General features: G+C 72.9%; 19 protein-coding genes and 1 tRNA gene. 9 read left to right on the top strand and 11 right to left on the bottom strand.

What is annotated here, in order from left to right; genetic code table 11:
• Positions 1-146: 146 nt before the first annotated feature.
• From galT to IF45_RS0127225, 4 genes are all read left to right on the top strand, one after another.
• Positions 147-1,214, top strand: a complete 1,068-nt coding sequence (galT, locus tag IF45_RS0127240) for a galactose-1-phosphate uridylyltransferase (RefSeq protein WP_018471542.1) — start codon at positions 147-149, stop codon at positions 1,212-1,214.
• Positions 1,211-2,215, top strand: coding sequence for a UDP-glucose 4-epimerase GalE (gene galE, locus IF45_RS0127235; RefSeq protein WP_003950277.1), 1,005 nt, complete (start codon positions 1,211-1,213; stop codon positions 2,213-2,215). Before galT ends, galE begins: the two co-directional genes overlap by 4 nt.
• Entirely contained in the window at positions 2,212-3,420 is a 1,209-nt protein-coding gene (galK, locus tag IF45_RS0127230; RefSeq protein ID WP_030310087.1) for a galactokinase, read from the top strand. The genes galE and galK overlap by 4 nt, the downstream gene beginning before the upstream one ends.
• Before the next feature lie 330 nt (positions 3,421-3,750).
• Positions 3,751-4,524: a LuxR C-terminal-related transcriptional regulator gene (locus IF45_RS0127225; protein ID WP_030310085.1), complete on the top strand. Its 774-nt coding sequence runs from the start codon at positions 3,751-3,753 to the stop codon at positions 4,522-4,524.
• Positions 4,525-5,061: 537 nt separating this feature from the next.
• Here IF45_RS0127225 and IF45_RS0127220 read toward each other — a convergent pair.
• Positions 5,062-5,559: a MarR family winged helix-turn-helix transcriptional regulator gene (locus IF45_RS0127220; protein WP_003950280.1), complete on the bottom strand. Its 498-nt coding sequence runs from the start codon at positions 5,557-5,559 to the stop codon at positions 5,062-5,064.
• 116 nt (positions 5,560-5,675) lie between these two features.
• Between IF45_RS0127220 and IF45_RS0127215 the strand changes: the two genes are divergently transcribed.
• Both IF45_RS0127215 and IF45_RS0127210 read left to right on the top strand, forming a co-directional pair.
• Positions 5,676-6,506, top strand: coding sequence for a trans-aconitate 2-methyltransferase (locus tag IF45_RS0127215; protein ID WP_030310083.1), 831 nt, complete (start codon positions 5,676-5,678; stop codon positions 6,504-6,506).
• Complete coding sequence (locus IF45_RS0127210; protein WP_003950282.1) at positions 6,506-6,880, top strand: VOC family protein; 375 nt, start codon at positions 6,506-6,508, stop codon at positions 6,878-6,880. Before IF45_RS0127215 ends, IF45_RS0127210 begins: the two co-directional genes overlap by 1 nt.
• Positions 6,881-6,957: 77 nt before the next feature.
• On the opposite strand, the gene IF45_RS0127205 is transcribed toward IF45_RS0127210, so the two are convergent.
• Together IF45_RS0127205 and IF45_RS0127200 are read right to left on the bottom strand one after the other, a co-directional pair.
• The gene (locus tag IF45_RS0127205; RefSeq protein ID WP_008415217.1) at positions 6,958-7,635 is read right to left on the bottom strand and encodes a TetR/AcrR family transcriptional regulator; all 678 of its coding nucleotides are present in this window, start codon (positions 7,633-7,635) and stop codon (positions 6,958-6,960) included.
• Complete coding sequence (locus IF45_RS0127200; protein WP_003950284.1) at positions 7,632-8,621, bottom strand: acyl-CoA desaturase; 990 nt, start codon at positions 8,619-8,621, stop codon at positions 7,632-7,634. Before IF45_RS0127200 ends, IF45_RS0127205 begins: the two co-directional genes overlap by 4 nt.
• A gap of 351 nt (positions 8,622-8,972) precedes the next feature.
• Between IF45_RS0127200 and ppc the strand changes: the two genes are divergently transcribed.
• Positions 8,973-11,651: a phosphoenolpyruvate carboxylase gene (ppc, locus tag IF45_RS0127195; RefSeq protein ID WP_050777441.1), complete on the top strand. Its 2,679-nt coding sequence runs from the start codon at positions 8,973-8,975 to the stop codon at positions 11,649-11,651.
• Positions 11,652-11,739: 88 nt separating this feature from the next.
• Here ppc and IF45_RS0127190 read toward each other — a convergent pair whose 3' ends face one another.
• The 3 genes from IF45_RS0127190 to IF45_RS0127180 all read right to left on the bottom strand — a co-directional run bounded on the left by IF45_RS0127190 (position 11,740) and on the right by IF45_RS0127180 (position 13,681).
• The gene (locus IF45_RS0127190; protein ID WP_026235445.1) at positions 11,740-12,270 is read right to left on the bottom strand and encodes a hypothetical protein; all 531 of its coding nucleotides are present in this window, start codon (positions 12,268-12,270) and stop codon (positions 11,740-11,742) included.
• A gap of 114 nt (positions 12,271-12,384) precedes the next feature.
• Positions 12,385-12,972, bottom strand: a complete 588-nt coding sequence (gene pth / locus IF45_RS0127185) for an aminoacyl-tRNA hydrolase (RefSeq protein ID WP_003950287.1) — start codon at positions 12,970-12,972, stop codon at positions 12,385-12,387.
• Positions 12,973-13,090: 118 nt separating this feature from the next.
• Positions 13,091-13,681, bottom strand: a complete 591-nt coding sequence (locus tag IF45_RS0127180) for a 50S ribosomal protein L25/general stress protein Ctc (RefSeq protein WP_030310082.1) — start codon at positions 13,679-13,681, stop codon at positions 13,091-13,093.
• A gap of 250 nt (positions 13,682-13,931) precedes the next feature.
• On the opposite strand from IF45_RS0127180, the gene kilB reads away from it, so the two are divergent.
• The gene (gene kilB, locus IF45_RS0127175; protein ID WP_030310081.1) at positions 13,932-14,396 is read left to right on the top strand and encodes a plasmid transfer protein KilB; all 465 of its coding nucleotides are present in this window, start codon (positions 13,932-13,934) and stop codon (positions 14,394-14,396) included.
• 75 nt (positions 14,397-14,471) lie between these two features.
• On the opposite strand, the gene IF45_RS0127170 is transcribed toward kilB, so the two are convergent.
• From IF45_RS0127170 to IF45_RS0127150, 5 genes are all read right to left on the bottom strand, one after another.
• The gene (locus tag IF45_RS0127170) at positions 14,472-15,593 is read right to left on the bottom strand and encodes a PP2C family protein-serine/threonine phosphatase (protein ID WP_003950290.1); all 1,122 of its coding nucleotides are present in this window, start codon (positions 15,591-15,593) and stop codon (positions 14,472-14,474) included.
• A gap of 344 nt (positions 15,594-15,937) precedes the next feature.
• Positions 15,938-16,255, bottom strand: coding sequence for a hypothetical protein (locus IF45_RS0127165; RefSeq protein WP_030310079.1), 318 nt, complete (start codon positions 16,253-16,255; stop codon positions 15,938-15,940).
• Positions 16,256-16,410: 155 nt separating this feature from the next.
• Entirely contained in the window at positions 16,411-17,385 is a 975-nt protein-coding gene (locus tag IF45_RS0127160; RefSeq protein ID WP_003950293.1) for a ribose-phosphate diphosphokinase, read from the bottom strand.
• 144 nt (positions 17,386-17,529) lie between these two features.
• Entirely contained in the window at positions 17,530-18,975 is a 1,446-nt protein-coding gene (glmU, locus tag IF45_RS0127155; protein WP_008415233.1) for a bifunctional UDP-N-acetylglucosamine diphosphorylase/glucosamine-1-phosphate N-acetyltransferase GlmU, read from the bottom strand.
• A gap of 142 nt (positions 18,976-19,117) precedes the next feature.
• Positions 19,118-19,188: transfer RNA gene (locus tag IF45_RS0127150), tRNA-Gln, on the bottom strand.
• 238 nt (positions 19,189-19,426) lie between these two features.
• Here IF45_RS0127150 and IF45_RS0127145 point away from each other — a divergent pair.
• A complete protein-coding gene (locus IF45_RS0127145) occupies positions 19,427-20,755 on the top strand; it encodes a sensor histidine kinase (protein WP_030310077.1) in 1,329 nt (442 codons plus the stop codon).
• The last annotated feature ends 206 nt before the right edge of the window (positions 20,756-20,961 follow it).

The following is a 20,961-nucleotide window of genomic DNA, read 5'->3' as shown; positions in this document are numbered from 1 at the left end:
TTCTTTGTTTGATCGTGATGGAGCCGGGTGCTTCCTCCCGGTTTCGCGTGCTTTTCCGGCGGCGCCCGACGGGTTGACGGTGCTGTTGCGCTGTGATTGGTTGTGTTCGGTTATGTTGATTGATAGGGGTGTGTGAGGGTGCTCGCGTGAAGAAGACCTCGACCCGGCTGTCCGACGGCCGCGAGCTCGTCTACTACGACCGGGACGACAGCAGGGAGCGCGACGCCCCCGACCCGCGCCCGGCCGACCAGGTGGCCACCGCCTCCGAGGTCCGCCGGGACCCGCTGCTCGGCGACTTCGTCGCCATCGCCTCGCACCGCCAGGGCCGCACCCACCTGCCGCCCGCCGACGCCTGCCCGCTCTGCCCGGCCCGGCCCGGCGGCCACCAGGGCGAGATCCCGGACAGCGACTACGACGTGGTGGTCTTCGAGAACCGCTTCCCCTCGCTCTCCGGCCCCACCGGCCGCTGCGAGGTCGTCTGCTTCACCTCCGACCACGACACCTCCTTCGCCGGCCTCGACGAGGACTCCGCCCGCCTCGTCCTCGAAGCCTGGCGCGACCGCACCGCGGAGCTCTCCCGGCTGGAGGCGGTCCGCCAGGTCTACTGCTTTGAGAACCGGGGCGTCGAGATCGGCGTCACCCTCGGCCACCCGCACGGCCAGATCTACGGCTACCCCGAGGTCACCCCCCGGACCCGGCTCATGCTCCAGTCCCTCGCCGAGCACCGCGCCACCACCGGCCGCAACCTCTTCGACGACCTGGTCGCCCGCGAACGCAAGGACGGCGAGCGGATCGTCCTCGAAACTGAGCACTGGACCGCCTTCGTCCCGTACGCCGCCCACTGGCCCTACGAGATCCACCTCTACCCCCGCCGCCGGGTCCCCGACCTGGTCGCGCTGGACGAGGCAGCGCGGGCCGAGTTCCCCGGGGTCTACCTGGAGCTGCTGCGCCGCTTCGACCGGATCTTCGGTGAGGGGCGGCCGCCCACGCCGTACATCTCCGGCTGGCACCAGGCACCCTTCGGGGAGCCCCGGCCCGGCGAGCCGGACGTGGCGCGCGAGGAGTTCGCCCTCCACCTGGAACTCTTCACCGTGCGACGCACCGAGGGAAAGCTGAAGTTCCTCGCCGGTTCGGAGTCCGGCATGAGTGTGTTCATCAACGATGTGCCGCCGGAGGCCGCGGCGCGGCGACTGCGAGAGGTAGCGAGTTCATGAGCGTAGGGAAGTACCTGGTCACCGGAGGCGCCGGCTACGTCGGCAGCGTCGTCGCCCAGCACCTGCTGGAGGCCGGCCACCAGGTGGTCGTCCTGGACGACCTCTCCACCGGCTTCCGCGAAGGCGTCCCCGCGGGCGCCGAGTTCATCGAGGGCCGCATCCAGGACGCCGCCCGCTGGCTGGACCCCACCTACGACGGCGTGCTCCACTTCGCCGCCTTCTCCCAGGTCGGCGAGTCCGTCGTGGACCCCGAGAAGTACTGGGTCAACAACGTCGGCGGCACCACCGCCCTGCTCGCCGCCATGCGCGAGGCCGGGGTGCGCCGCCTGGTCTTCTCCTCCACCGCCGCCACCTACGGCGAGCCGGTCTCCGTCCCCCTGACCGAGACCGACCCGACCGCGCCGACCAGCCCCTACGGCGCCTCCAAGCTCGCCGTCGACCACATGATCAGCGGCGAGTGCCACGCCCACGGCCTGGCCGCCGCCTCGCTGCGGTACTTCAACGTGGCCGGCGCCTACGGCGGCTGCGGCGAGCGCCACGACCCCGAGTCGCACCTGATCCCGCTCGTCCTCCAGGTCGCCCAGGGCCGCCGCGAGGCCATCTCCGTCTACGGCGAGGACTACCCGACCCCCGACGGCACCTGCGTCCGCGACTACATCCACGTCGCCGACCTCGCCGAGGCCCACCTCCTCGCCCTGGACGCCGTCACCCCCGGCGACCACCTCGTCTGCAACCTCGGCAACGGCAACGGCTTCTCCGTCCGCGAGGTCATCGAGACGGTCCGAAAGGTCACCGGCCATCCCGTCCCCGAGGTGGCCGCCGCGCGCCGCGCCGGTGACCCGGCCGTCCTCGTCGCCTCCGCCGACGCCGCCCGCACCCGCCTCGGCTGGACGCCCACCCGCCCCGGCCTGGACCGCATCGTCCAGGACGCCTGGGACTTCGCCCGCCACGGCAGCGCCCGAGGCGCCGAGACGGTCACCGTCGCCGGGGGTGGAGCGTGAGCGCCGCCGCCCGCGCGGGGGCCGCCGCCGCGCCCGAGGACGAGACGCGCCGGGCCGAGGCCGTCGCCGAAGGGTTCCGCGCGCTGTACGGCCGCGACCCCGAGGGCGTCTGGGCCGCGCCGGGCCGGGTCAACCTCATCGGCGAGTACACCGACTTCAACGACGGCTTCGTCATGCCGCTCGCCCTCCCGCACACCGCCGTCGCCGCCGTCGCCCGCCGCGAGGACGGCGTCCTGCGCGTCCACTCCGCCGACCTCCCGTCCCCCGTCACCGAACTCCGCGTCGACGAACTGACCCCCGGCTGCGACACCTCCTGGGCCGCCTACCCGGCCGGGGTCGTGTACGCCCTGCGGACCGCCGGCCACGCCGTCGGCGGCGCCGACCTCCACCTCGCCTCCACCGTGCCGACCGGCGCCGGTCTCTCCTCCTCGGCGGCCCTGGAGGTGGTCACCGCCCTCGCCCTCAACGACCTGTACGACCTGGGGCTCGGCCGCGCCGAACTGGCCCGGCTCGCCCAGCGCGCCGAGAACGAGTTCGTCGGCGTCCCCTGCGGCGTCATGGACCAGATGGCCGCCGCCTGCTGCACCGAGGGCCACGCCCTCCACCTCGACACCCGCGACCTCTCCCTGCGCCAGGTCCCCTTCGCCCCCGCCGACGACGGCCTCGCCCTGCTCGTCGTCGACACCCGCGTGCAGCACGCGCTGGGCGACGGGGCGTACGCCGAGCGGCGCGCGGGATGCGAGGAGGGCGCGCGCCGCCTGGGCGTGAGCCACCTGCGGGACGTGCCGCACGCCGAACTCCCGGCCGCCCTGGAGCGGCTGGCCGACGCCGGCGAGCACGTCGTCCGCTACGTCCGCCACATCGTCACCGACAACCACCGCGTCGGCGAGGTCATCGACCTGCTCGACGCGGGCGACGTCCGCGCGGTCGGCCCCGTCCTCACCGAGGGCCACCACTCCCTCCGCGACGACCTGCGGGTCTCCTGCGCCGAACTCGACCTCGTGGTCGAATCCGCGCTCGCGGCGGGCGCGCTGGGTGCCCGGATGACCGGCGGCGGCTTCGGCGGCTCCGCCGTCGTCCTCACCGAGGCCGACGCGGCCGAACACACCGGCGACGCGATCCGCGCCGCCTTCGCCGCCGCCGGCCACCCCGAGCCGAGGATCTTCCCGGCGCTGCCCTCGGCGGGCGCGCGCCGCCTCAGCTGAGAAGGGCCCGGCGGGCCCAAAGGTGACCGGAGTGGGCGCACTCCGGTCCCTTCCGTCCCCCGGACCACACCCGTCCCGGTCTCCACCGGTCGGTTGGTGGCCAGTTCTGCAAATCCACTTCCGCCCCCGGGCCCCGTCCGTACTCTGAGAGCAGCGCCGGTGGGGGCCGGTGCCGTTCAGGGGGCGAGACCGATCGGGTCCGGCGCCCCGGAGCGGGACGGGGACCGGGCGGCGGCCGGGTGGCCCGCACCCCTCCGCCCACGGGCGGGGGCCGCGCCGGGCACCGCGACCGTGACCGTCCGTTCCCCCGGCCAGTGGGGGTATCGCAACGTGGTCCGTATCCGAGTCCTGGTCGTCGACGACCATCGCATCTTCGCCGAGTCCCTGGCGGCGGCGCTCACCGCCGAGCCCGACGTGGACGTCTCCGCCGCCGGCAGCGGCCCGGCCGCCCTGCGCTGCCTGGAACGTGGCGCCGCCGAGTCCCGCCCCTACGACGTGCTGCTGGTCGACGCCGACCTCGGCGCGGGCCGCCCGCCGCAGCCCGCGCCCCTGCGCGAGGCGGCGGCGGGCGTGGGGGCCCCTGTGGGGGCGCCTGTCGACGGGATCGCGCTGGTCGCGGGGGTGCGGGCGGTGCAGCCCGGGGTGCGGACCGTCGTCCTGGCCGAGCGGGACGATCCGCGACGGGCGGCGCTCGCCCTCCAGGCCGGGGCCGTCGGCTGGGTCGCCAAGGACTGTTCGCTCTCGCGGCTGCTCACTGTTGTGCGCGGGGTGCTGCGGGAGGAGACGCATCTGCCTCCGGCTCTGCTCACCGGGGTCCTGCGCGAGCTCACCGCTGCGCGGAAGCACCGCAGCGACAGTGAGCGCCTCGTCGAGTCGCTCACGCCGCGGGAGCGGGAAGTGCTGCGCTGCATGGTCGCCGGGCTCGGGCGCAAGGCTGTCGCCGAGCGTCTTTTCCTCTCCCCGCACACGGTCCGCACCCACATGCAGAACGTCCTCGGCAAGCTCGGCGTCCACTCCACCCTCGCCGCCGTGGCCCTGGCCCGCCGCGCCGGCGTCGGCCCCGCCGACCTGGCCCCACCCTCGAACGGGGTCCGCGCCGGCTGACCCACCCCGACTCCTGGGGCCCGCCCCGGCCGGGATGCGGCTGCGCCGCGACTTGGGGTGCCTTGTGCCCGTGCCCGGTCAGGGACTGGCCTCATGCGCCGGCCGGGCTGGGATGCGGGGGTACCTCCTCACAAACTGCCAGGTGCGGGGTCAGTCGCTTCAAGGCGGCCGAGCACGGCAGTTTGCTGCGGGGGCACCCCGGCACGACCCCGCCCTCCCGTCTCGTCGGCGTCGTCCCGCCGGACTGACCCCGCACCCTGCAGTTTGTGAGGAGGTACCCCGGCGCGGCCCCGCCCCACCCCCGTGCCGGAGGAACCGCGAACCTGACAGCCCGGCCGGCGATTGAGGCCAGTCTTTGACCGGCACGGTTGAGACGGAGCCGGGCACCCGACAGCCCGGCCGGCGATTGAGGCCATCAGTGACTCGGCACGGGCAAGACCGGCAGACGGCCGGACCAGCCCAGCCGAAAGGCAACCCCAGCCGAAAGGCACCCCCAGCCGCGAGGCAACCCCCGCCGAAAGGCGAGCCTCGTCCCGCTCAGCCGGGGATGTTGTCGAAGGGGGCCGTGAGCGCCCGAAGGAGACGGGCCAGTTCGGCGCGCTGGGTGGGCGCCAGCTCGGCCAGGATGGCCCGCTCCTGCGCGAGCAGCCCCGCCAGCGACCGGTCAGCCCGATCGCACCCCTCGTCGGTGAGACGCACAAGCACACCCCGCCGGTCACTGGGATCGGGCAACCGCTCGACAAGCCCCTTCTTGGCCAGCCGGTCGATCCGGTTGGTCATCGTCCCGGACGTGACCAACGTCTGCGTCAGCAACTGCCCGGGCGACAACTGATACGGCACCCCCGACCGCCGCAAGGCGGTCAGCACATCGAACTCCCAGGGTTCGAGCTGATGCTCCGCGAACGCGATCCTCCGGGCCCGGTCAAGATGCCGCGCCAGCCTGCTGACGCGGCTGAGCACTTCCAGCGGCTCCACGTCGAGGTCCGGGCGCTCCCGGCGCCACGCTGCGACCAGCCGATCGACCTCGTCCTCCATGCGGATCAGTGTAGTAGGTCTGTCGACGTGAAGTCTCTTGACGTCAAGATAAACGCGGGTGAGGATGGGCACGCCGGGGGAGGCCAGCCTCCCGAACCCCGCCGAGGAGGCACCCCATGCCCACCTGGGACCCCGCCCAGTACCTCCGCCACGCCGACCACCGCACCCGCGCCTTCGCCGACCTCCTGGCCCGGGTCCCGGAACCGCGGGTGCCGAAGGACCGCCCCCTGCGCGTCGCCGACCTCGGCTGCGGCCCGGGCAACTCCACCCGCCTGCTCACCGAGCGCTGGCCCGCGGCCCGCGTCACCGGCTACGACCACTCGGAGGCGATGCTGGCCCGCGCCCGCACCGACCTCGCGGACACCGGCGCCGACTTCGCCCACGCCGACCTCCGCACCTGGACGCCGGACGAGCCGTACGACGTCATCGCCTCCAACGCCACCCTCCAGTGGGTCCCCGGCCACCCGCACCGCCTGGCCGACTGGACCGCCGCCCTCGCCCCGGGCGGCACCCTCGCCTTCCAGGTCCCGGGCAACTTCGACGCCCCGAGCCATGCCCTGATGCGCCGCCTCGCCGCGAGCGAGGGACCGTGGCGGAAGCGGCTGGACGGCGTCCTGTGCGGCGCCGACGCCGTACTGGACCCGGCCGGCTACCTGCCGTACCTCACCGGGCCGGGCCGCACCACGGACCTGTGGGAGACCACCTACCTGCACCTGCTGACGGGCTCGGACGCCGTCCTGGACTGGGTGACCGGGACCGGTCTGCGGCCCGTCCTGGACGCCCTGGCCGACGACCGGGCAGCCCGTACCGCCTTCACCGACGCCTACCGCGACCTGCTGCGGGAGGCGTACCCGGTGACGGCGGACGGCACCACCCCGTTCCCCTTCCGCCGCGTCTTCGCGGTCACCACCGTGCCCACCACCCCTGCCGCCCAGGAGGGCCCCTGATGCTCGTAGCCGTCGACCACGTCCAGCTCGCCGCCCTGCCCGGCACCGAGGACACCCTGCGCCGCTTCTACGCCGACGCGCTCGGCATGACCGAGATCCCCAAGCCGCCGGTGCTCGCCGCGCGGGGCGGCTGCTGGTTCGCGGCCGGGGGCGTCCAGCTCCACCTGGGCGTCGACCCCGGTCACCGGCCCTCGCCCAAGGCCCACCCGGGCCTGCGTGTCGCCGGCATCGACGCGTTCGCCGCCCGCCTCGCCTCGCACGGCGTCGAGGTCACCTGGGACGACAACCTGCCGGGCCACCGCCGCTTCTACGCCCAGGACCCGGCCGGCAACCGTCTGGAGTTCCTGGAGCCCGACGCGGCGGCGGAGGCGTGAGCGGGGCGCGCCGTACGTGACGAGGGCGGGCGGGCACCGTGGGGTGCCCGCCCGCCCTCGTCACGTACGGCGGTGGTTCAGTTCTTGCGGTGGCCTATCAGGCGGGGCTTCTGCTCCATGCCGTCCAGGCCGTGCCAGGCCAGGTTCACCAGGTGGGCGGCGACCTCGGACTTCTTCGGCTTGCGGGCGTCCAGCCACCACTGGCCGGTCAGCGCCACCATCCCCACCAGCGCCTGCGCGTACAGCGGCGCCAGCTTCGCGTCGAAGCCGCGGTTCTTGAACTCGGTGCCGAGGATGTCCTCGACCTGGGTGGCGATGTCGCTGATGAGCGAGGCGAAGGTGCCCGTCGACTGGGCGACGGGGGAGTCCCGTACGAGGATGCGGAAGCCGTCGGTGTACACCTCGATGTAGTCGAGGAGGGCGAAAGCGGCCTGTTCGAGGAGTTCACGCGGGTGACCGGCGGTGAGCGCGCCCGTCACCATGTCGAGCAGCTGGCGCATCTCCCGGTCGACCACGACCGCGTACAGCCCCTCCTTGCCGCCGAAGTGCTCGTAGACCACCGGCTTGGAGACCCCGGCCTTCGCCGCGATCTCCTCCACCGAGGTGCCCTCGAAGCCCTTGGCGGCGAACAGCGTGCGACCGATGTCCAGCAGTTGCTCACGCCGCTCGGCGCCCGTCATCCGGGTCCGCCGGGTCCGGCGGGGTTTGTCACTGCTGGTACTGGTGCTCGAGTCGGTCGCCACGCCCTCCATCATGCCGCGTCGGCACTTTTCGGCTGACGGCGGGCGTCGATGCGCTCCGCCGAGGGCCACCGCACGTCGTAGGCCCACCCCAGCTGCTCGCACCAGCGGATGATCCGCGCCGAGGAGTCGATCTGGCCGCGCTGGACGCCGTGCCGGGCCGAGGTCGGGTCGGCGTGGTGCAGGTTGTGCCACGACTCGCCGCAGGAGAGGACGGCCAGCCACCAGACGTTGCCCGAGCGGTCCCGGGACTTGAACGGGCGCTTGCCGACCGCGTGGCAGATCGAGTTGATCGACCAGGTGACGTGGTGCAGCAGCGCCACCCGGACGAGGGACGCCCAGAAGAACGCCGTGAAGGCGCCCCACCACGACATCGTCACCAGGCCGCCGATCAGCGGCGGCAGCCCCAGCGAGACGAGCGTCCACAGCACGAACTGCCGCGAGATCCGGCGGATCGCCGGGTCCTTGATCAGGTCCGGCGCGTACTTCTGCTGCGGCGTCTGCTCCTCGTCGAACATCCACGCCATGTGCGCCCACCACAGGCCCTTCAGCAGAGCCGGCACCGTCTCCCCGTACTTCCACGGGCTGTGCGGGTCGCCCTCCGCGTCGGAGAAGCGGTGGTGCTTGCGGTGGTCGGCCACCCAGCGGACCAGCGGGCCCTCCACCGCCATCGACCCGGCGACGGCCAGCGCGATCCGCAGCGGGCGCTTCGCCTTGAAGGAGCCGTGGGTGAAGTACCGGTGGAAGCCGATGGTGATGCCGTGGCACCCCAGGAAGTAGAAGAAGACCATCAGCCCGAGATCCAGCCAGCTCACCCCCCAGCCCCAGGCCAGCGGCACCGCCGCCAGCAGCGCCACGAACGGCACCACGATGAACAGGAGGAGGGCGAGCTGCTCCACCGTGCCCTTGCGGTCGCCACCCAGCGTGGCGGAGGGGGTGGGAGCGGAATCCGGTGGGGAGGTCCGCGGCTCTTCGTCGATCATTTCGGAGGTCGAGGTCATGGGCGCCCCTGAGGGTTGAGGGAATGCGGTCGGTGGCCGAGGAACCGGGAAAGAGGAGGGCATCGGCCGCCTACGGTTCCGTAACCTACGGTGACGTAAGTATGGCAGCGACCGGCCCCTCGGCAAGAGGCCCCGAACGGGGGTGTCTCCTGCCGGCCGCGCGGCCGACCTATCCTTGACCGGTCGGACAGCGCGGTCCGCCACCTCCAGAACGTGCTCGACACACTGCAAGGAGCCGCACCTGTGAGCAGTGCCGACGCCCAGGCCACCACGACCAGCGCCACCGGCCGCCCTGGGCCCACCGAGACCCCTGAACCCGCCCGCACCACCAGCCCCGAACTCCGCGCCGACATCCGCCGGCTGGGTGATCTGCTGGGCGAGGCCCTGGTCCGCCAGGAGGGGCACGAACTCCTCGACCTCGTCGAGCGCGTCCGCGCGCTGACGCGTACGGACGGGGAAGCCGCCGCCGAACTCCTCGGCGGCCTCGAACTGGAGATCGCGGCCAAGCTGGTCCGCGCCTTCTCCACCTACTTCCACCTCGCCAACGTCACCGAGCAGGTCCACCGGGGCCGCGAGCTGCGCGCCCGCCGCGCCGAGGAGGGCGGGCTGCTGGCCCGCACCGCCGACCGGCTCAAGGACGCCGACCCCGAGCACCTGCGGGCCACCGTCCAGAACCTCAACGTGCGGCCGGTCTTCACCGCCCACCCCACCGAGGCCGCCCGCCGCTCGGTCCTCGGCAAGCTCCGCCGCATCGCCGAGCTGCTGGAGACCCCGGTCATCGAGGCCGACCGGCGCCGCCACGACACCCGGCTCGCCGAGAACATCGACCTCGTCTGGCAGACCGACGAACTCCGCGTGGTCCGCCCCGAACCGGCCGACGAGGCCCGCAACGCCGTCTACTACCTGGACGAGCTGCACGCCGGCGCCGTCGGCGACGTCCTGGAGGACCTCACCGCCGAGCTGGCCCGGGTCGGCTTCGAGCTGCCCGAGAACTCCCGCCCGCTGACCTTCGGCACCTGGATCGGCGGCGACCGCGACGGCAACCCGAACGTCACCCCCGAGGTCACCTGGGACGTGCTGATCCTCCAGCACGAGCACGGCATCAACGACGCCCTCGAAGTCGTCGACGAGCTGCGCGGATTCCTCTCCAACTCCATCCGCTACACCGGCGCCACCGAGGAACTCCTCGCCTCCCTCCAGGCCGACCTCGACCACCTCCCCGAGATCAGCCCCCGCTACAAGCGGCTCAACGCCGAGGAGCCCTACCGGCTCAAGGCCACCTGCGTCCGCCAGAAGCTGGAGAACACCAAGGAGCGGCTGGCCCAGGGCACCGCCCACCAGCCCGGCCGCGACTACCTCGGCACCGCCGAACTCCTCACCGACCTCACCCTCATCCAGGACTCGCTGCGCGAGCACCGCGGCGGCCTCTTCGCCGACGGCCGGATGAACCGCACCATCCGCACCCTGGCCGCCTTCGGCCTCCAGCTCGCCACCATGGACGTCCGCGAGCACGCCGACGCCCACCACCACGCCCTCGGCCAGCTCTTCGACCGGCTCGGCGAGGAGTCCTGGCGGTACGCGGACATGCCGCGCGACTACCGCACCCGGCTGCTGGCCAAGGAACTCCGCTCGCGCCGCCCGCTCGCCCCGAGCCCGGCCCCGCTCGACGCCGCCGGCGAGAAGACGCTGAACGTCTTCCACACGGTCAGGCGGGCGCTGGCCGTCTTCGGGCCCGAGGTCGTCGAGTCGTACATCATCTCGATGTGCCAGGGCGCCGACGACGTCTTCGCCGCCGCCGTCCTCGCCCGCGAGGCCGGGCTGATCGACCTGCACGCCGGCTGGGCCAAGATCGGCATCGTGCCGCTCCTGGAGACCACCGACGAGCTGCGCGCCGCCGACGTCATCCTCGACGAGATGCTCGCCGACCCCTCCTACCGCCTGCTCGTCTCGCTCCGCGGCGACGTCCAGGAGGTCATGCTCGGCTACTCCGACTCCTCGAAGTTCGGCGGCATCACCACCTCCCAGTGGGAGATCCACCGCGCCCAGCGCCGGCTGCGCGACGTCGCCCACCGGTACGGCGTACGGCTGCGGCTCTTCCACGGCCGCGGCGGCACCGTCGGCCGTGGCGGCGGCCCCTCGCACGACGCGATCCTCGCCCAGCCCTGGGGCACCCTGGAGGGCGAGATCAAGGTGACCGAGCAGGGCGAGGTCATCTCCGACAAGTACCTCGTTCCCTCCCTGGCCAGGGAGAACCTGGAGCTGACCGTCGCGGCCACCCTCCAGGCGTCCGCCCTGCACACCGCGCCCCGCCAGTCGGTCGAGGCGCTGGCCCGCTGGGACGCCGCCATGGACACGGTGAGCGAGGCGGCCCACACCGCCTACCGCAAGCTCGTCGAGGACCCGGACCTGCCCTCGTACTTCCTCGCGTCGACGCCCGTCGACCAGCTCGCCGAGCTGCACCTGGGCTCGCGTCCCTCGCGCCGCCCCGGCTCGGGCGTCTCGCTCGACGGGCTGCGCGCCATCCCGTGGGTCTTCGGCTGGACCCAGTCGCGGCAGATCGTGCCCGGCTGGTTCGGCGTCGGCTCCGGCCTGAAGGCGCTGCGCGAGGCCGGGCTGGACGGCGTGCTCAGCGAGATGTACGAGCACTGGCACTTCTTCCGCAACTTCGTCTCCAACGTCGAGATGACGCTGGCCAAGACCGACCTGCGGATCGCCCGCCACTACGTCGACACCCTCGTCCCCGACGAGCTGCGCCATGTCTTCGACCTCATCGAGGCCGAGCACGCGCTCACCGTCGCCGAGATCCTCCGCGTCACCGGCGGCGAGGAACTGCTCGACTCCAACCCCGTCCTCCAGCAGACCTTCGCCATCCGCGACGCCTACCTCGACCCCATCTCCTACCTCCAGGTCTCCCTCCTCGCCCGCCAGCGCGCCGCCGCCGAACGCGGCGAGGACCCCGACCCGCTCCTCTCCCGCGCCCTCCTCCTCACGGTCAACGGCGTGGCGGCGGGCCTCCGCAACACCGGCTGACGGCGGGACGTACCACGGACGACGGCGCCCGTCCCCTCCCGGTGCGGGTGGGGGCGGGCGCCGTCATGCGCAGGCGGGTGTACGCGGGTCACAGCAGCACGAACGCCCCCGTCAGCAGCAGCGCCCCCGCCCCCGCCAGCCCCCAGGCCGTGCGGCGCATGCGCATGCCGCCGGCGACGACCACGGAGGCGAGGAGGAGGGCGCCGCCGAGGGGGATCCAGGCGTGGAGGAGGCCGGGGAAGCCGGAGCGGACCACGGCGGTGGTGCCGGGCTTGAGGACGACGGGGAGTTCGGCGCCCTCGTCGGCGGCGACCGAGCGTTCGATGGTGACCTTGCTGCGGCGGGTGGCGTTGTCGGAGACCGGCGCGAACGGGCCCGTGCAGTGTTCCGCCCCGCACCGGGCGACGGTCATCGTGCCGTGCTCGCGGCTCTGCGGGAACATCACGTGCTGGGCGGCGGGCCACGAGGCCCAGGCCCCCGCGACCAGCAGCAGCAGGGCGAGGAGGCCCATCAGGGCCCGCCCGCCGAGCAGCATCAGCCCGTAGGCGCTCTCCCCGGCACGGCGCGTACGGCTGCGCCGGGGCTTCTTCGCGGACGGGGCCTTGGCTGACGAGGGCATGGCGGGATACTGGGCCGTAGCCCCCGGGCCGGTCAATCTTCCGGCCAACCTTCGCCCCTGTGGACGTTCGGTGACGACCGGGGAGGTACGCGACAGGCGCGGCTGCGGGCGGTCCTACGCGTTGTAGGAGCTCTGCGCGCGCTCCAGGCCCGCCACCACCAGGGCCTCCACGGCGTCGGCGGCGCGGTCCACGAAGTAGTCCAGCTCCTTGCGCTCGGTGGAGGAGAAGTCCTTCAGCACGAAGTCGGCGACCTGCATCCGCCCGGGCGGCCGGCCGATGCCGAACCGCACCCGGTGGTAGTCGGGGCCGAGCGACTTGGTCATCGACTTGAGGCCGTTGTGCCCGTTGTCGCCGCCGCCGAGCTTGAGCCGCAGCGCGCCGTAGTCGATGTCCAGCTCGTCGTGGACCGCGACGATCCGCTCGGTGGGCACCTTGTAGAAGTCCCGGAGCGCGGTGACCGGGCCGCCGGAGAGGTTCATGTACGACTGGGGCTTCGCCAGGACGATCCGGCGGCTGCCGGGGCCGGGCGCGCCGATCCGCGCCTCCAGCACCTGCGCGCGGGACTTGTGCGCCTTGAACTTGCCGCCCGCCCGCGAGGCGAGCAGATCGGCGACCATGAAGCCGACGTTGTGGCGGTTGGCCGCGTACTCGGGGCCCGGGTTGCCGAGGCCCACCACGAGCCAGGGGCTGTCGTCCGTCACTGACGTTCTCCTCGGAGCGGGGGAGGGGCGGGATGCCGTACAGCGAACCGCCGTCCCGGCGCGGCGGGCGCGCGGGACGGCGGTGCGGTGCTGCGGGGTACTGCGGTGCCGGAAGGGCTCAGGCCTCGGCGCCTTCCTCGGCGCCCTCGGCGTCGGCGGCGGGCTCCTCGGCCTGCGCGGCCAGGACCTGGAGGACGACGGTGTCGTCCTCGACGTCCAGGGAGACACCCTTGGGGAGCTTGATGTCCTTGGCGAGGACGGAGTCGCCCGCGTCCAGACCGGCGACGGAGACGGTCAGCGACTCGGGGATGTTGGTGGCCTCGGCCTCGACCGGCAGGGCGGAGAGGACGTGCTCCAGCAGGTTGGCGCCCGGGGCGAGGTCACCCTCGGCGACGACCGGGATCTCGACCTGGACCTTCTCGCCGCGCTTGACGGTGAGCAGGTCGATGTGGACCAGGTGGCCCTTGAGCGCGTCACGCTGGACGGCCTTGGGGATGACCAGCTCGGACTTGCCGTCGAGGTCGAGCGAGATCAGGACGTTGGACGTCTTGAGCGCCATCATCAGCTCGTGGCCGGGCAGGACGATGTGCGCGGGCTCGGCGCCGTGGCCGTAGACCACACCGGGAACCTTGGACTCACGACGGATCCGGCGGGCGGCACCCTTGCCGAACTCGGAACGGGTCTCCGCGGAGATCTTCACCTCGGACATGTGCACTCCTCGTATAGCGGTACGGACGGTGGTGGTCACTCGGCCACGACTGACACGACCGGCCTGCTACGAAGAGCGCGTCGATAACGGACCACGAGCCGGAGAACCGGGCTGGCGTCCCTCGCCGAGCAACGTGGGGGAGTGTACCCGGGGGCGGGGAACCGGCGGAAATCGATCACCGGGCGGCCTGATCGGGCCAGGACGGGGGCGGACCGGCGACAGGGCGCCGCAACTGTGATCGTCTGTCCGGCTGGAATCCGTCATCGCCAGCGCAATAGCCGTCCTGGGCACGCTACTTGGCTCCGTCGCCACCCTCGCCATCCAGCGCGGCACCGCCGAACGCGGCCACCGCTTCACCCGCGACGAAAAGCTCCGCCAGGAACGCCTCGACGCCTACGTCACCTACGCCGGTGCCCTGGTCGACTACCGCCGCTGCCTCATCCACCTCTGGTTCTGCCTCCACGAGTCCCCACCCCCGGAGAACCCCGACGAGGTCCGCATCCGCAGCTACGACCTGCGCACCCGCGCCCAGGAGTCCCTCTTCCGCGTCCAGATGCTCACGGCGGACGAGGCACTGGGCCGGGCCGGCTCCCGCCTCCTGGACGAGGTCTCCGAACTGCACAAGGCGGAGAGCCGGGCGGAGCTGGACGAGGGGCGGGAGCGGACACGGGAGGGGATAGCCGGGCTGGTGCGGGAGGCCAAGGGGGCGTTGTGAGGGAGATCTCCGGGCCGGGGAGGCCGGGGAACGTGGCACGGCCGACGCCGTGACGGCGTACGGTCCGCACCGTGCTCAGGGGCTCGTGGGCCCGTGGGCGGCGCAGGGGGCCCCGGGGAAGTGAGCCACGAGGGCGGTGGTGTCGTCACGTACCGTCGTCCCCCGCACGTGCGCCCGCAGCTGTTCGTCCAGCCGCTCGACCAGCGTCTCCGCGGGCAGCCCCAGCCGGGCGAGTTCGGCCAGCCGCTCGGAGAGCGGGAAGAAGGCGCCGGTACGGTCGCGGGCCTCGTCCACGCCGTCGGTGACCAGCAGGTAGGCGTCCTGGCGCCGGTAGGTGTCGCGGACGGTGACACGCGGGGTGTCGTCCAGGGTGCCCAGTCCCAGCGGCAGGCCGGGCTCGGTGGCGGCCAGTTCGGTCACCCGGCCGTCCCGCAGGCGGTAGAAGGGGACGTGTCCGGCGGACAGGTAGTCGAAGGTGCCGTCCGCGTGGCCCTCGATGAGCAGCGCGGTGGCGAAGGCCGGCAGGTCACTGCTCTGCTCGTCCCGCCGGGACCGCGCGTTGTCCCGCAGCAGGGCCTGCTCCATGCGGTACGCGACCTCGGGAAGGCTCTCGGCGTAGTGGGCCGCCTCGTGGAACGCGGCGGCGATCTGGCGGCTGGCGGAGATCGCCGGGAGCCCCTTGCCCTGCACGTCCCCGATCATGACGCGGTAGCCGTACGGGGTGGGGACCGCGTCGTAGAAGTCGCCGCCGATGCGCCCGCCCTCGGTGGCGGCCACGTAGAAGCCGCAGATCCGCACGCCCTCGTCTTCGATGGGCAGGTGGGGCTGCACGGCCCGGGTGAGCGTCTCGGCGAAGTCGGCGGTGGAGTGCTCGGCGTCGCGGGAGACGCGCAGGTAGTGGTTGAGCAGGAGCGCCGCGGTGGCCAGGACCAGACCGCCGAAGATCCCCACGCCCGCGACCGGGGCGATGTAGTCGTGGGGGCCGAGGTAGTTCAGCAGGATGTTGGCGAGGTACACGCCGGTGACCGCCCACGTCCAGCCCCGCGTGGTGTAGAGCCCGGCGAAGACGGGCGCCGCGCCGCTGAGCAGGGTGAGGCGGACGTCTTCGGGAGTGACGGCGTTGGCGGTGCCGACGGCCACGATGAACGCGATCAGAAGCGTGCCGAGCAGGGTGCTGTGCGTGGACGGTGACGGCATCTCCGGCTCCCGGGGCGGACGCGAATTCTTCCCTTTTAGTACGATCTGGGCGTAACCGGCGCTCTGCCGGCGGCGCACCGGGCCGCCAGGTGGCCCCCGTGCGCGGCTCCGCTCGCGCCGTGGAGCCGTCCCGTTCACCCGGGTGGGGCATCGACGTCCGCAGCCCCTGACCCTGCCTGCTCTCGTCCCTCGGCGAGCCGGATGCCGTCGCGGTCGCCTCCGTGCGGGAGGGGGCAGGCCGTCGCGCATCGGGGTGGGCGCGGAGGGCGGTCGGGGTGGCGCCGACGGGATCAGGGCGGGGCGGGCCAGAGCACCGCTCTCCTAAAGCGGGTGTCGCACCCCGCTCACCCGGCCCAGACGCGCCCGAACTCCTCGGCCGTGACGGTCTCGACGGGGTCTTCGGCGGGGTCGATCGGCTGGTCCGTCAGGAAGCCGTGTGCGTCCTCCAGGTGTTGCCAGCTGTAGCGGAGGAGGCGGCCGGACCCGGTGACCTCCGCCTGCTTGATCACGACCAGTTCGTCGCGGTCGGGGACGGCCTCGAAGTACCAGTGGTTGCCGTCCTCGTCGGAGTGGCGGAAGTGGTGGCGGTGGGTGGCGTGTTCGTCCAGGGAGCGGAAGTAGGCCACGGTCCGCGACCAGGCGCGTCGGGCGTCGTCGTCCACGGGGTCGTCCTCGTAGCAGGGGGGGCGGGCGGACAGGCGTAAGGCCCGGTACCTGGGGAGGTGCCGGGCCTTACGCGGGTGTGCTGCGGGTGCAGAAGCGTTCCTGCGGGGCTTCCCGCGTGGTGCGGGGTGGATCGCCTCCGCGTGAGGAGTGGTTACTCCTCCTCGAACAGGCTGGTGACCGAGCCGTCCTCGAAGACCTCGCGGACCGCGCGGGCGATCATCGGGGCGATGGAGAGGACGGTGATCTTGTCCAGTTCCAGCTCGTTGGGGGTGGGGAGGGTGTTGGTGAGGACGAACTCGCTGACCTTGGAGTTCTTGAGGCGGTCGGCGGCGGGGCCGGAGAGGACGCCGTGGGTGGCGGTGACGATGACGTCCTCGGCGCCGTGCGCGTACAGGGCGTCGGCGGCGGCGCAGATGGTGCCGCCGGTGTCGATCATGTCGTCGACCAGGACGCAGACGCGGCCCTCGACGTCACCGACGACCTCGTGGACGGTGACCTGGTTGGCCACGTCCTTGTCGCGCCGCTTGTGGACGATGGCCAGCGGGGCGCCGAGCCGGTCGCACCAGCGGTCGGCCACGCGGACGCGGCCGGCGTCGGGGGAGACGATGGTGAGCTTGGAGCGGTCGACCTTGGCGCCCACGTAGTCCGCGAGGATGGGGAGGGCGAAGAGGTGGTCGACGGGGCCGTTGAAGAAGCCCTGGATCTGGTCGGTGTGCAGGTCGACGGTGAGGATGCGGTCGGCACCCGCCGTCTTCAGCAGGTCCGCGACGAGGCGGGCCGAGATGGGCTCGCGGCCGCGGTGCTTCTTGTCCTGGCGGGCGTAGCCGTAGAACGGGACGATCACGGTGATGCTCCGGGCGGAGGCCCGCTTCAGAGCATCGATCATGATCAGCTGTTCCATGATCCACTTGTTGATCGGGGCGGTGTGGCTCTGCATCAGGAAGCAGTCCGCGCCGCGCGCCGACTCCTGGAACCGCACGTAGATCTCACCGTTGGCGAAATCGAATGCCTTGGTCGGTACGAGACCGACCCCCAGCTGGTGGGCGACCTCCTCGGCAAGCTCGGGGTGGGCGCGGCCGGAGAAGAGCATCAGCTTCTTCTCGCCGGTCGTCTTGATCCCGGTCACAGCACTTGTCTCCTCAGACGAATCTTCCGCCGCTGCACCCGCCCCGGTTCCGGACACCCCTGACGTGCCAGACCTTGGAACAGCGAGCCAGCCAAATCGCGTGCATCTATCACGGTACGCCGTGTCCGGCGCAGCCGTTTCCGGTCAGCTTTCGGCCGGTGCCTCCTCCGAGCCGCTCTCCGCGGCCTTCGCGGCGGCGCTTCCGGGTCGCTTGCGGGCCACCCAGCCGTCGATATTCCTTTGCTGGCCCCGGGCTACGGCGAGAGCGCCCGACGGCACGTCCTTGGTGATCACCGAGCCGGCGGCGGTGTAGACCCCGTCCCCGAGCGTGACCGGTGCCACAAACATGTTGTCCGATCCGGTGCGGCAGTGGCTGCCGATCGTGGTGTGGTGCTTGTTGACCCCGTCGTAGTTGACGAAGACGCTGGCGGCGCCGATGTTGCTGTGGTCGCCGATGGTGGCGTCGCCCACGTAGCTCAGGTGGGGGACCTTGGTGCCCTCGCCGATCGTGGCGTTCTTCATCTCCACGTACGTACCGGCCTTCGCGGCGCGGCCCAGGCGGGTGCCGGGGCGGAGGTAGGCGAAGGGGCCGACGGTGGCCTCGGGGCCGATCTCGGCCTTCAGGGCGACCGTGTTGTCGACGCGGGCGCCCTCGCCGACGGCGGTGTCGGTCAGCCGGGAGTTCGGGCCGACCTCGGCGCCCTCGGCGACGTGGGTGGTGCCCAGCAGCTGGGTGCCCGGGTGGACCAGGGCGTCCTGGCCGAAAGTGACCGTCGCGTCGATCAGGGTGGAGGCCGGGTCGACGACCGTGACGCCGGCCAGCATGGCCTGCTCCAGCAGGCGGTCGTTGAGGACGCGGCGGGCGGCGGCGAGCTGCACGCGGTTGTTGATGCCGGCGATCTCGCGGTGGTCGGCGGCGAGCGAGGCGCCCACCCGGTGGCCCGCGCCGCGCAGGATGCCGAGGACGTCGGTGAGGTACTCCTCGCCCTGGCTGTTGTCGGTGCGTACGGCGGCCAGGGCCTCGGCGAGGAGGCGGCCGTCGAAGGCGAAGACGCCGGAGTTGATCTCGCGGAGGGCGCGCTGCTCGGGGGTGGCGTCCTTGTGCTCGACGATCGCGGTGACCGCGTCGTCGGCGTCCCGGACGATCCGGCCGTAGCCGGTGGCGTCGGGGACCTCGGCGGTCAGCACGGTGACGGCGTTCTGGTCCTTGGCGTGGCCCTCGGCCAGCGCGGTCAGCGTGGCGCCGGTGAGCAGCGGGGTGTCGCCGCAGACCACGACCACGGTGCCGTCGACGGAGCCGCCGAGCTCGGCGAGGGCGGTACGGACGGCGTGGCCGGTGCCGTTCTGCTCCTGCTGGTGGGCGGTGCGGACGCCGGGGTGGGCCTCGGCGAGGTGGGCGGTGACCCGCTCGCGGGCGTGGCCGACGACGACGACCAGCTCGGCCGGGTCCAGCTCGCGGGCGGCGGTCAGCACATGGCCCACCAGGGAACGGCCGGAGATCTCGTGCAGGACCTTGGGGGTGGCCGACTTCATACGGGTGCCTTCACCCGCTGCGAGGACGATGACGGCTGCCGGGCGGATGGCGCTCACGGATGTGCCCTTCGGCTTCGGGTGATGGTCACCCGAAGGATACCGGGGAGCCCTCAGGGCGGCCGGGCGGGCCGAACGCGCAGCGGGTCCCGGCCGAGGTGGCCGGGACCCGCTGGGGTGCTCCGAGGGCGGAGCCGACGTGCTCCCGGGGAAGGAATCGAACCCTCATTCAATGGACCAAAACCATTTGTCCTGCCATTAGACGACCCGGGAAGGTACGCCCGCACGAGGGCCCATCCATGATCGGCCCCTTGACGCGCGACACCACTATGCCCCAACGTCCGGCCTCGGCGCGACGATCCGCCCGAGCCGGGCGCCGCCGCCGGTACGCGGCGGCCCCGCGGGCCCGCCGGGAGGGCCGGGTGCCGCCCGGGGCCGGGGTGGCGCGGGTGCGGCGCGGGGCGCGGCACTCGCCGGAATTGTCGCAGGCCGCACCCGTACGCTGGTGCGTATGACCACGACGGGGGAAGAGCACCGCGCGGCCGGGGGGCCGTGGTGGTGGGAGCGGCGGCGAAGCGCCGTGCTGGACGGGGGGCTGGCCCTGGGGTCGGCCCTGGAGTGCGCAGTCGAGGGGGTGGGGTTCGCCGAGGGCGCCGGGCTGCCGGTGGGGATCGGGGTGCTGCTCGGCGTCGTCGCCGGGTCGGTGCTGGTGGTCCGGCGGCGGTGGCCCGTGGCGGTGGTGCTGGTCGCCATCGCGATCACCCCGGCCGAGATGGGGTTCCTGCTGGCGACGGTCGGCCTCTACACCCTGGCCGCCTCGCAGGTGCCGCGCCGGATCATCGGCGTCACCACCGGCATGTCGCTGGCCGCGACGCTGATCGTCACGCTGATGCGGACCCACCAGGGCGTGGGCGACATCGCCGGCTCCCGGATCGACGTGTGGTTCCTGCCGCTGATGTCCGTACTGGCCTCGGTGGCGATGACCGCGCCGCCCGTGCTGCTCGGGCTGTACGTGGGGGCGCGGCGCCGGCTGATGGAGAGCCTGCGGGACCGGGCGGACAGCCTGGAGACCGAGTTGCAGCTGCTGGCCGAGCGGGCCGAGGAGCGGGCCGACTGGGCGCGCGGCGAGGAGCGGACCCGGATCGCCCGCGAGATGCACGACGTGGTGGCCCACCGGGTCAGCCTCATGGTGGTGCACGCCGCCGCCGTGCAGGCGGTCGCGCTCAAGGACCCGCAGAAGGCCGTGAAGAACGCCGCGCTCGTCGGGGACATGGGGCGCCAGGCCCTCACCGAGCTGCGCGAGATGCTCGGGGTGCTGCGGGCCGGGGAGGCGCTCGGCAACTCCGTACGGGGCGCCGTGCCGCTGGCCGCCGTCGGGGTGGCCGCCGCCGCCGCCGCGACGCGGGCCGGGGCCGCCGAGGACGGGCCCTCGCTCGCCGAGCTGGAGGAGCTGCTGGGGCAGTCGCGGGCCGCCGGGATGAAGGTCGAGCTGTCCGTCCAGGGGGAGGCGCGGGGGTACGCGCCGGAGGTCGAGCAGACCGCCTACCGGGTGGTGCAGGAGGCGTTGACCAACGTGCACAAGCACGCCGCCGGGGCCGGGGCGATGGTGCGTGTGGCGCACCGGGAAGGGGAGGTGGCCATGCAGGTGGAGAACGGGGCGCCGCCTGTGCGGGGTGGGGGTGCGATGTTGCCCAGTGGGGGCAACGGGCTGGTGGGGATGCGGGAGCGGGTGTTGGCGCTCGGTGGGGTGTTCGTCTCCGGGGAGACCGAGGCTGGGGGGTTCCGGGTTTCGGCTGTGCTGCCGGCGCAGCCTGGGCCCTCAGGCGCCGGGCGGGCTTGATCGGCCTCGGGCGCGGCCGGGCTTTGTCGGCCTCAGGCGCCGGCCGGGCTGAAGTGTGTCCTCACGCCGGACGGGGAGTGTCCTCAAGCGCCGGACGGGCTGGATTTGGGCTGGGGCTCGGCGCGAACGTCTCCGTTACTGATTGGCCTCAAGCGCCGGCCGGGCTGCCGTATGGGTCGGCCAGGCTGCGTTTGGGCTGGGGGTGA

Source organism: Streptomyces albidoflavus, from assembly GCF_000719955.1.
In the GTDB taxonomy this organism is placed as follows: Bacteria; Actinomycetota; Actinomycetes; order Streptomycetales; family Streptomycetaceae; genus Streptomyces; species Streptomyces albidoflavus.
The sequence above is the reverse complement of the archived record's forward strand: the minus strand, read 5'-3'. Positions and strand labels throughout refer to the sequence as shown.

Excerpts from the sequence above, each read along its gene's own strand:
- IF45_RS0127210 (WP_003950282.1), top strand. The coding sequence starts at position 6,506 with ATGCTCGTAGCCGTCGACCACGTCCAGCTCGCCGCCCTGCCCGGCACC.
- IF45_RS0127215 (WP_030310083.1), top strand. The coding sequence starts at position 5,676 with ATGCCCACCTGGGACCCCGCCCAGTACCTCCGCCACGCCGACCACCGC.
- galE (WP_003950277.1), top strand. The coding sequence starts at position 1,211 with ATGAGCGTAGGGAAGTACCTGGTCACCGGAGGCGCCGGCTACGTCGGC.
- IF45_RS0127170 (WP_003950290.1), bottom strand. The coding sequence starts at position 15,593 with ATGCCGTCACCGTCCACGCACAGCACCCTGCTCGGCACGCTTCTGATC.
- IF45_RS0127180 (WP_030310082.1), bottom strand. The coding sequence starts at position 13,681 with ATGTCCGAGGTGAAGATCTCCGCGGAGACCCGTTCCGAGTTCGGCAAG.
- IF45_RS0127220 (WP_003950280.1), bottom strand. The coding sequence starts at position 5,559 with ATGGAGGACGAGGTCGATCGGCTGGTCGCAGCGTGGCGCCGGGAGCGC.
- IF45_RS0127145 (WP_030310077.1), top strand. The coding sequence starts at position 19,427 with ATGACCACGACGGGGGAAGAGCACCGCGCGGCCGGGGGGCCGTGGTGG.
- IF45_RS0127200 (WP_003950284.1), bottom strand. The coding sequence starts at position 8,621 with ATGACCTCGACCTCCGAAATGATCGACGAAGAGCCGCGGACCTCCCCA.
- IF45_RS0127190 (WP_026235445.1), bottom strand. The coding sequence starts at position 12,270 with ATGCCCTCGTCAGCCAAGGCCCCGTCCGCGAAGAAGCCCCGGCGCAGC.
- IF45_RS0127205 (WP_008415217.1), bottom strand. The coding sequence starts at position 7,635 with ATGATGGAGGGCGTGGCGACCGACTCGAGCACCAGTACCAGCAGTGAC.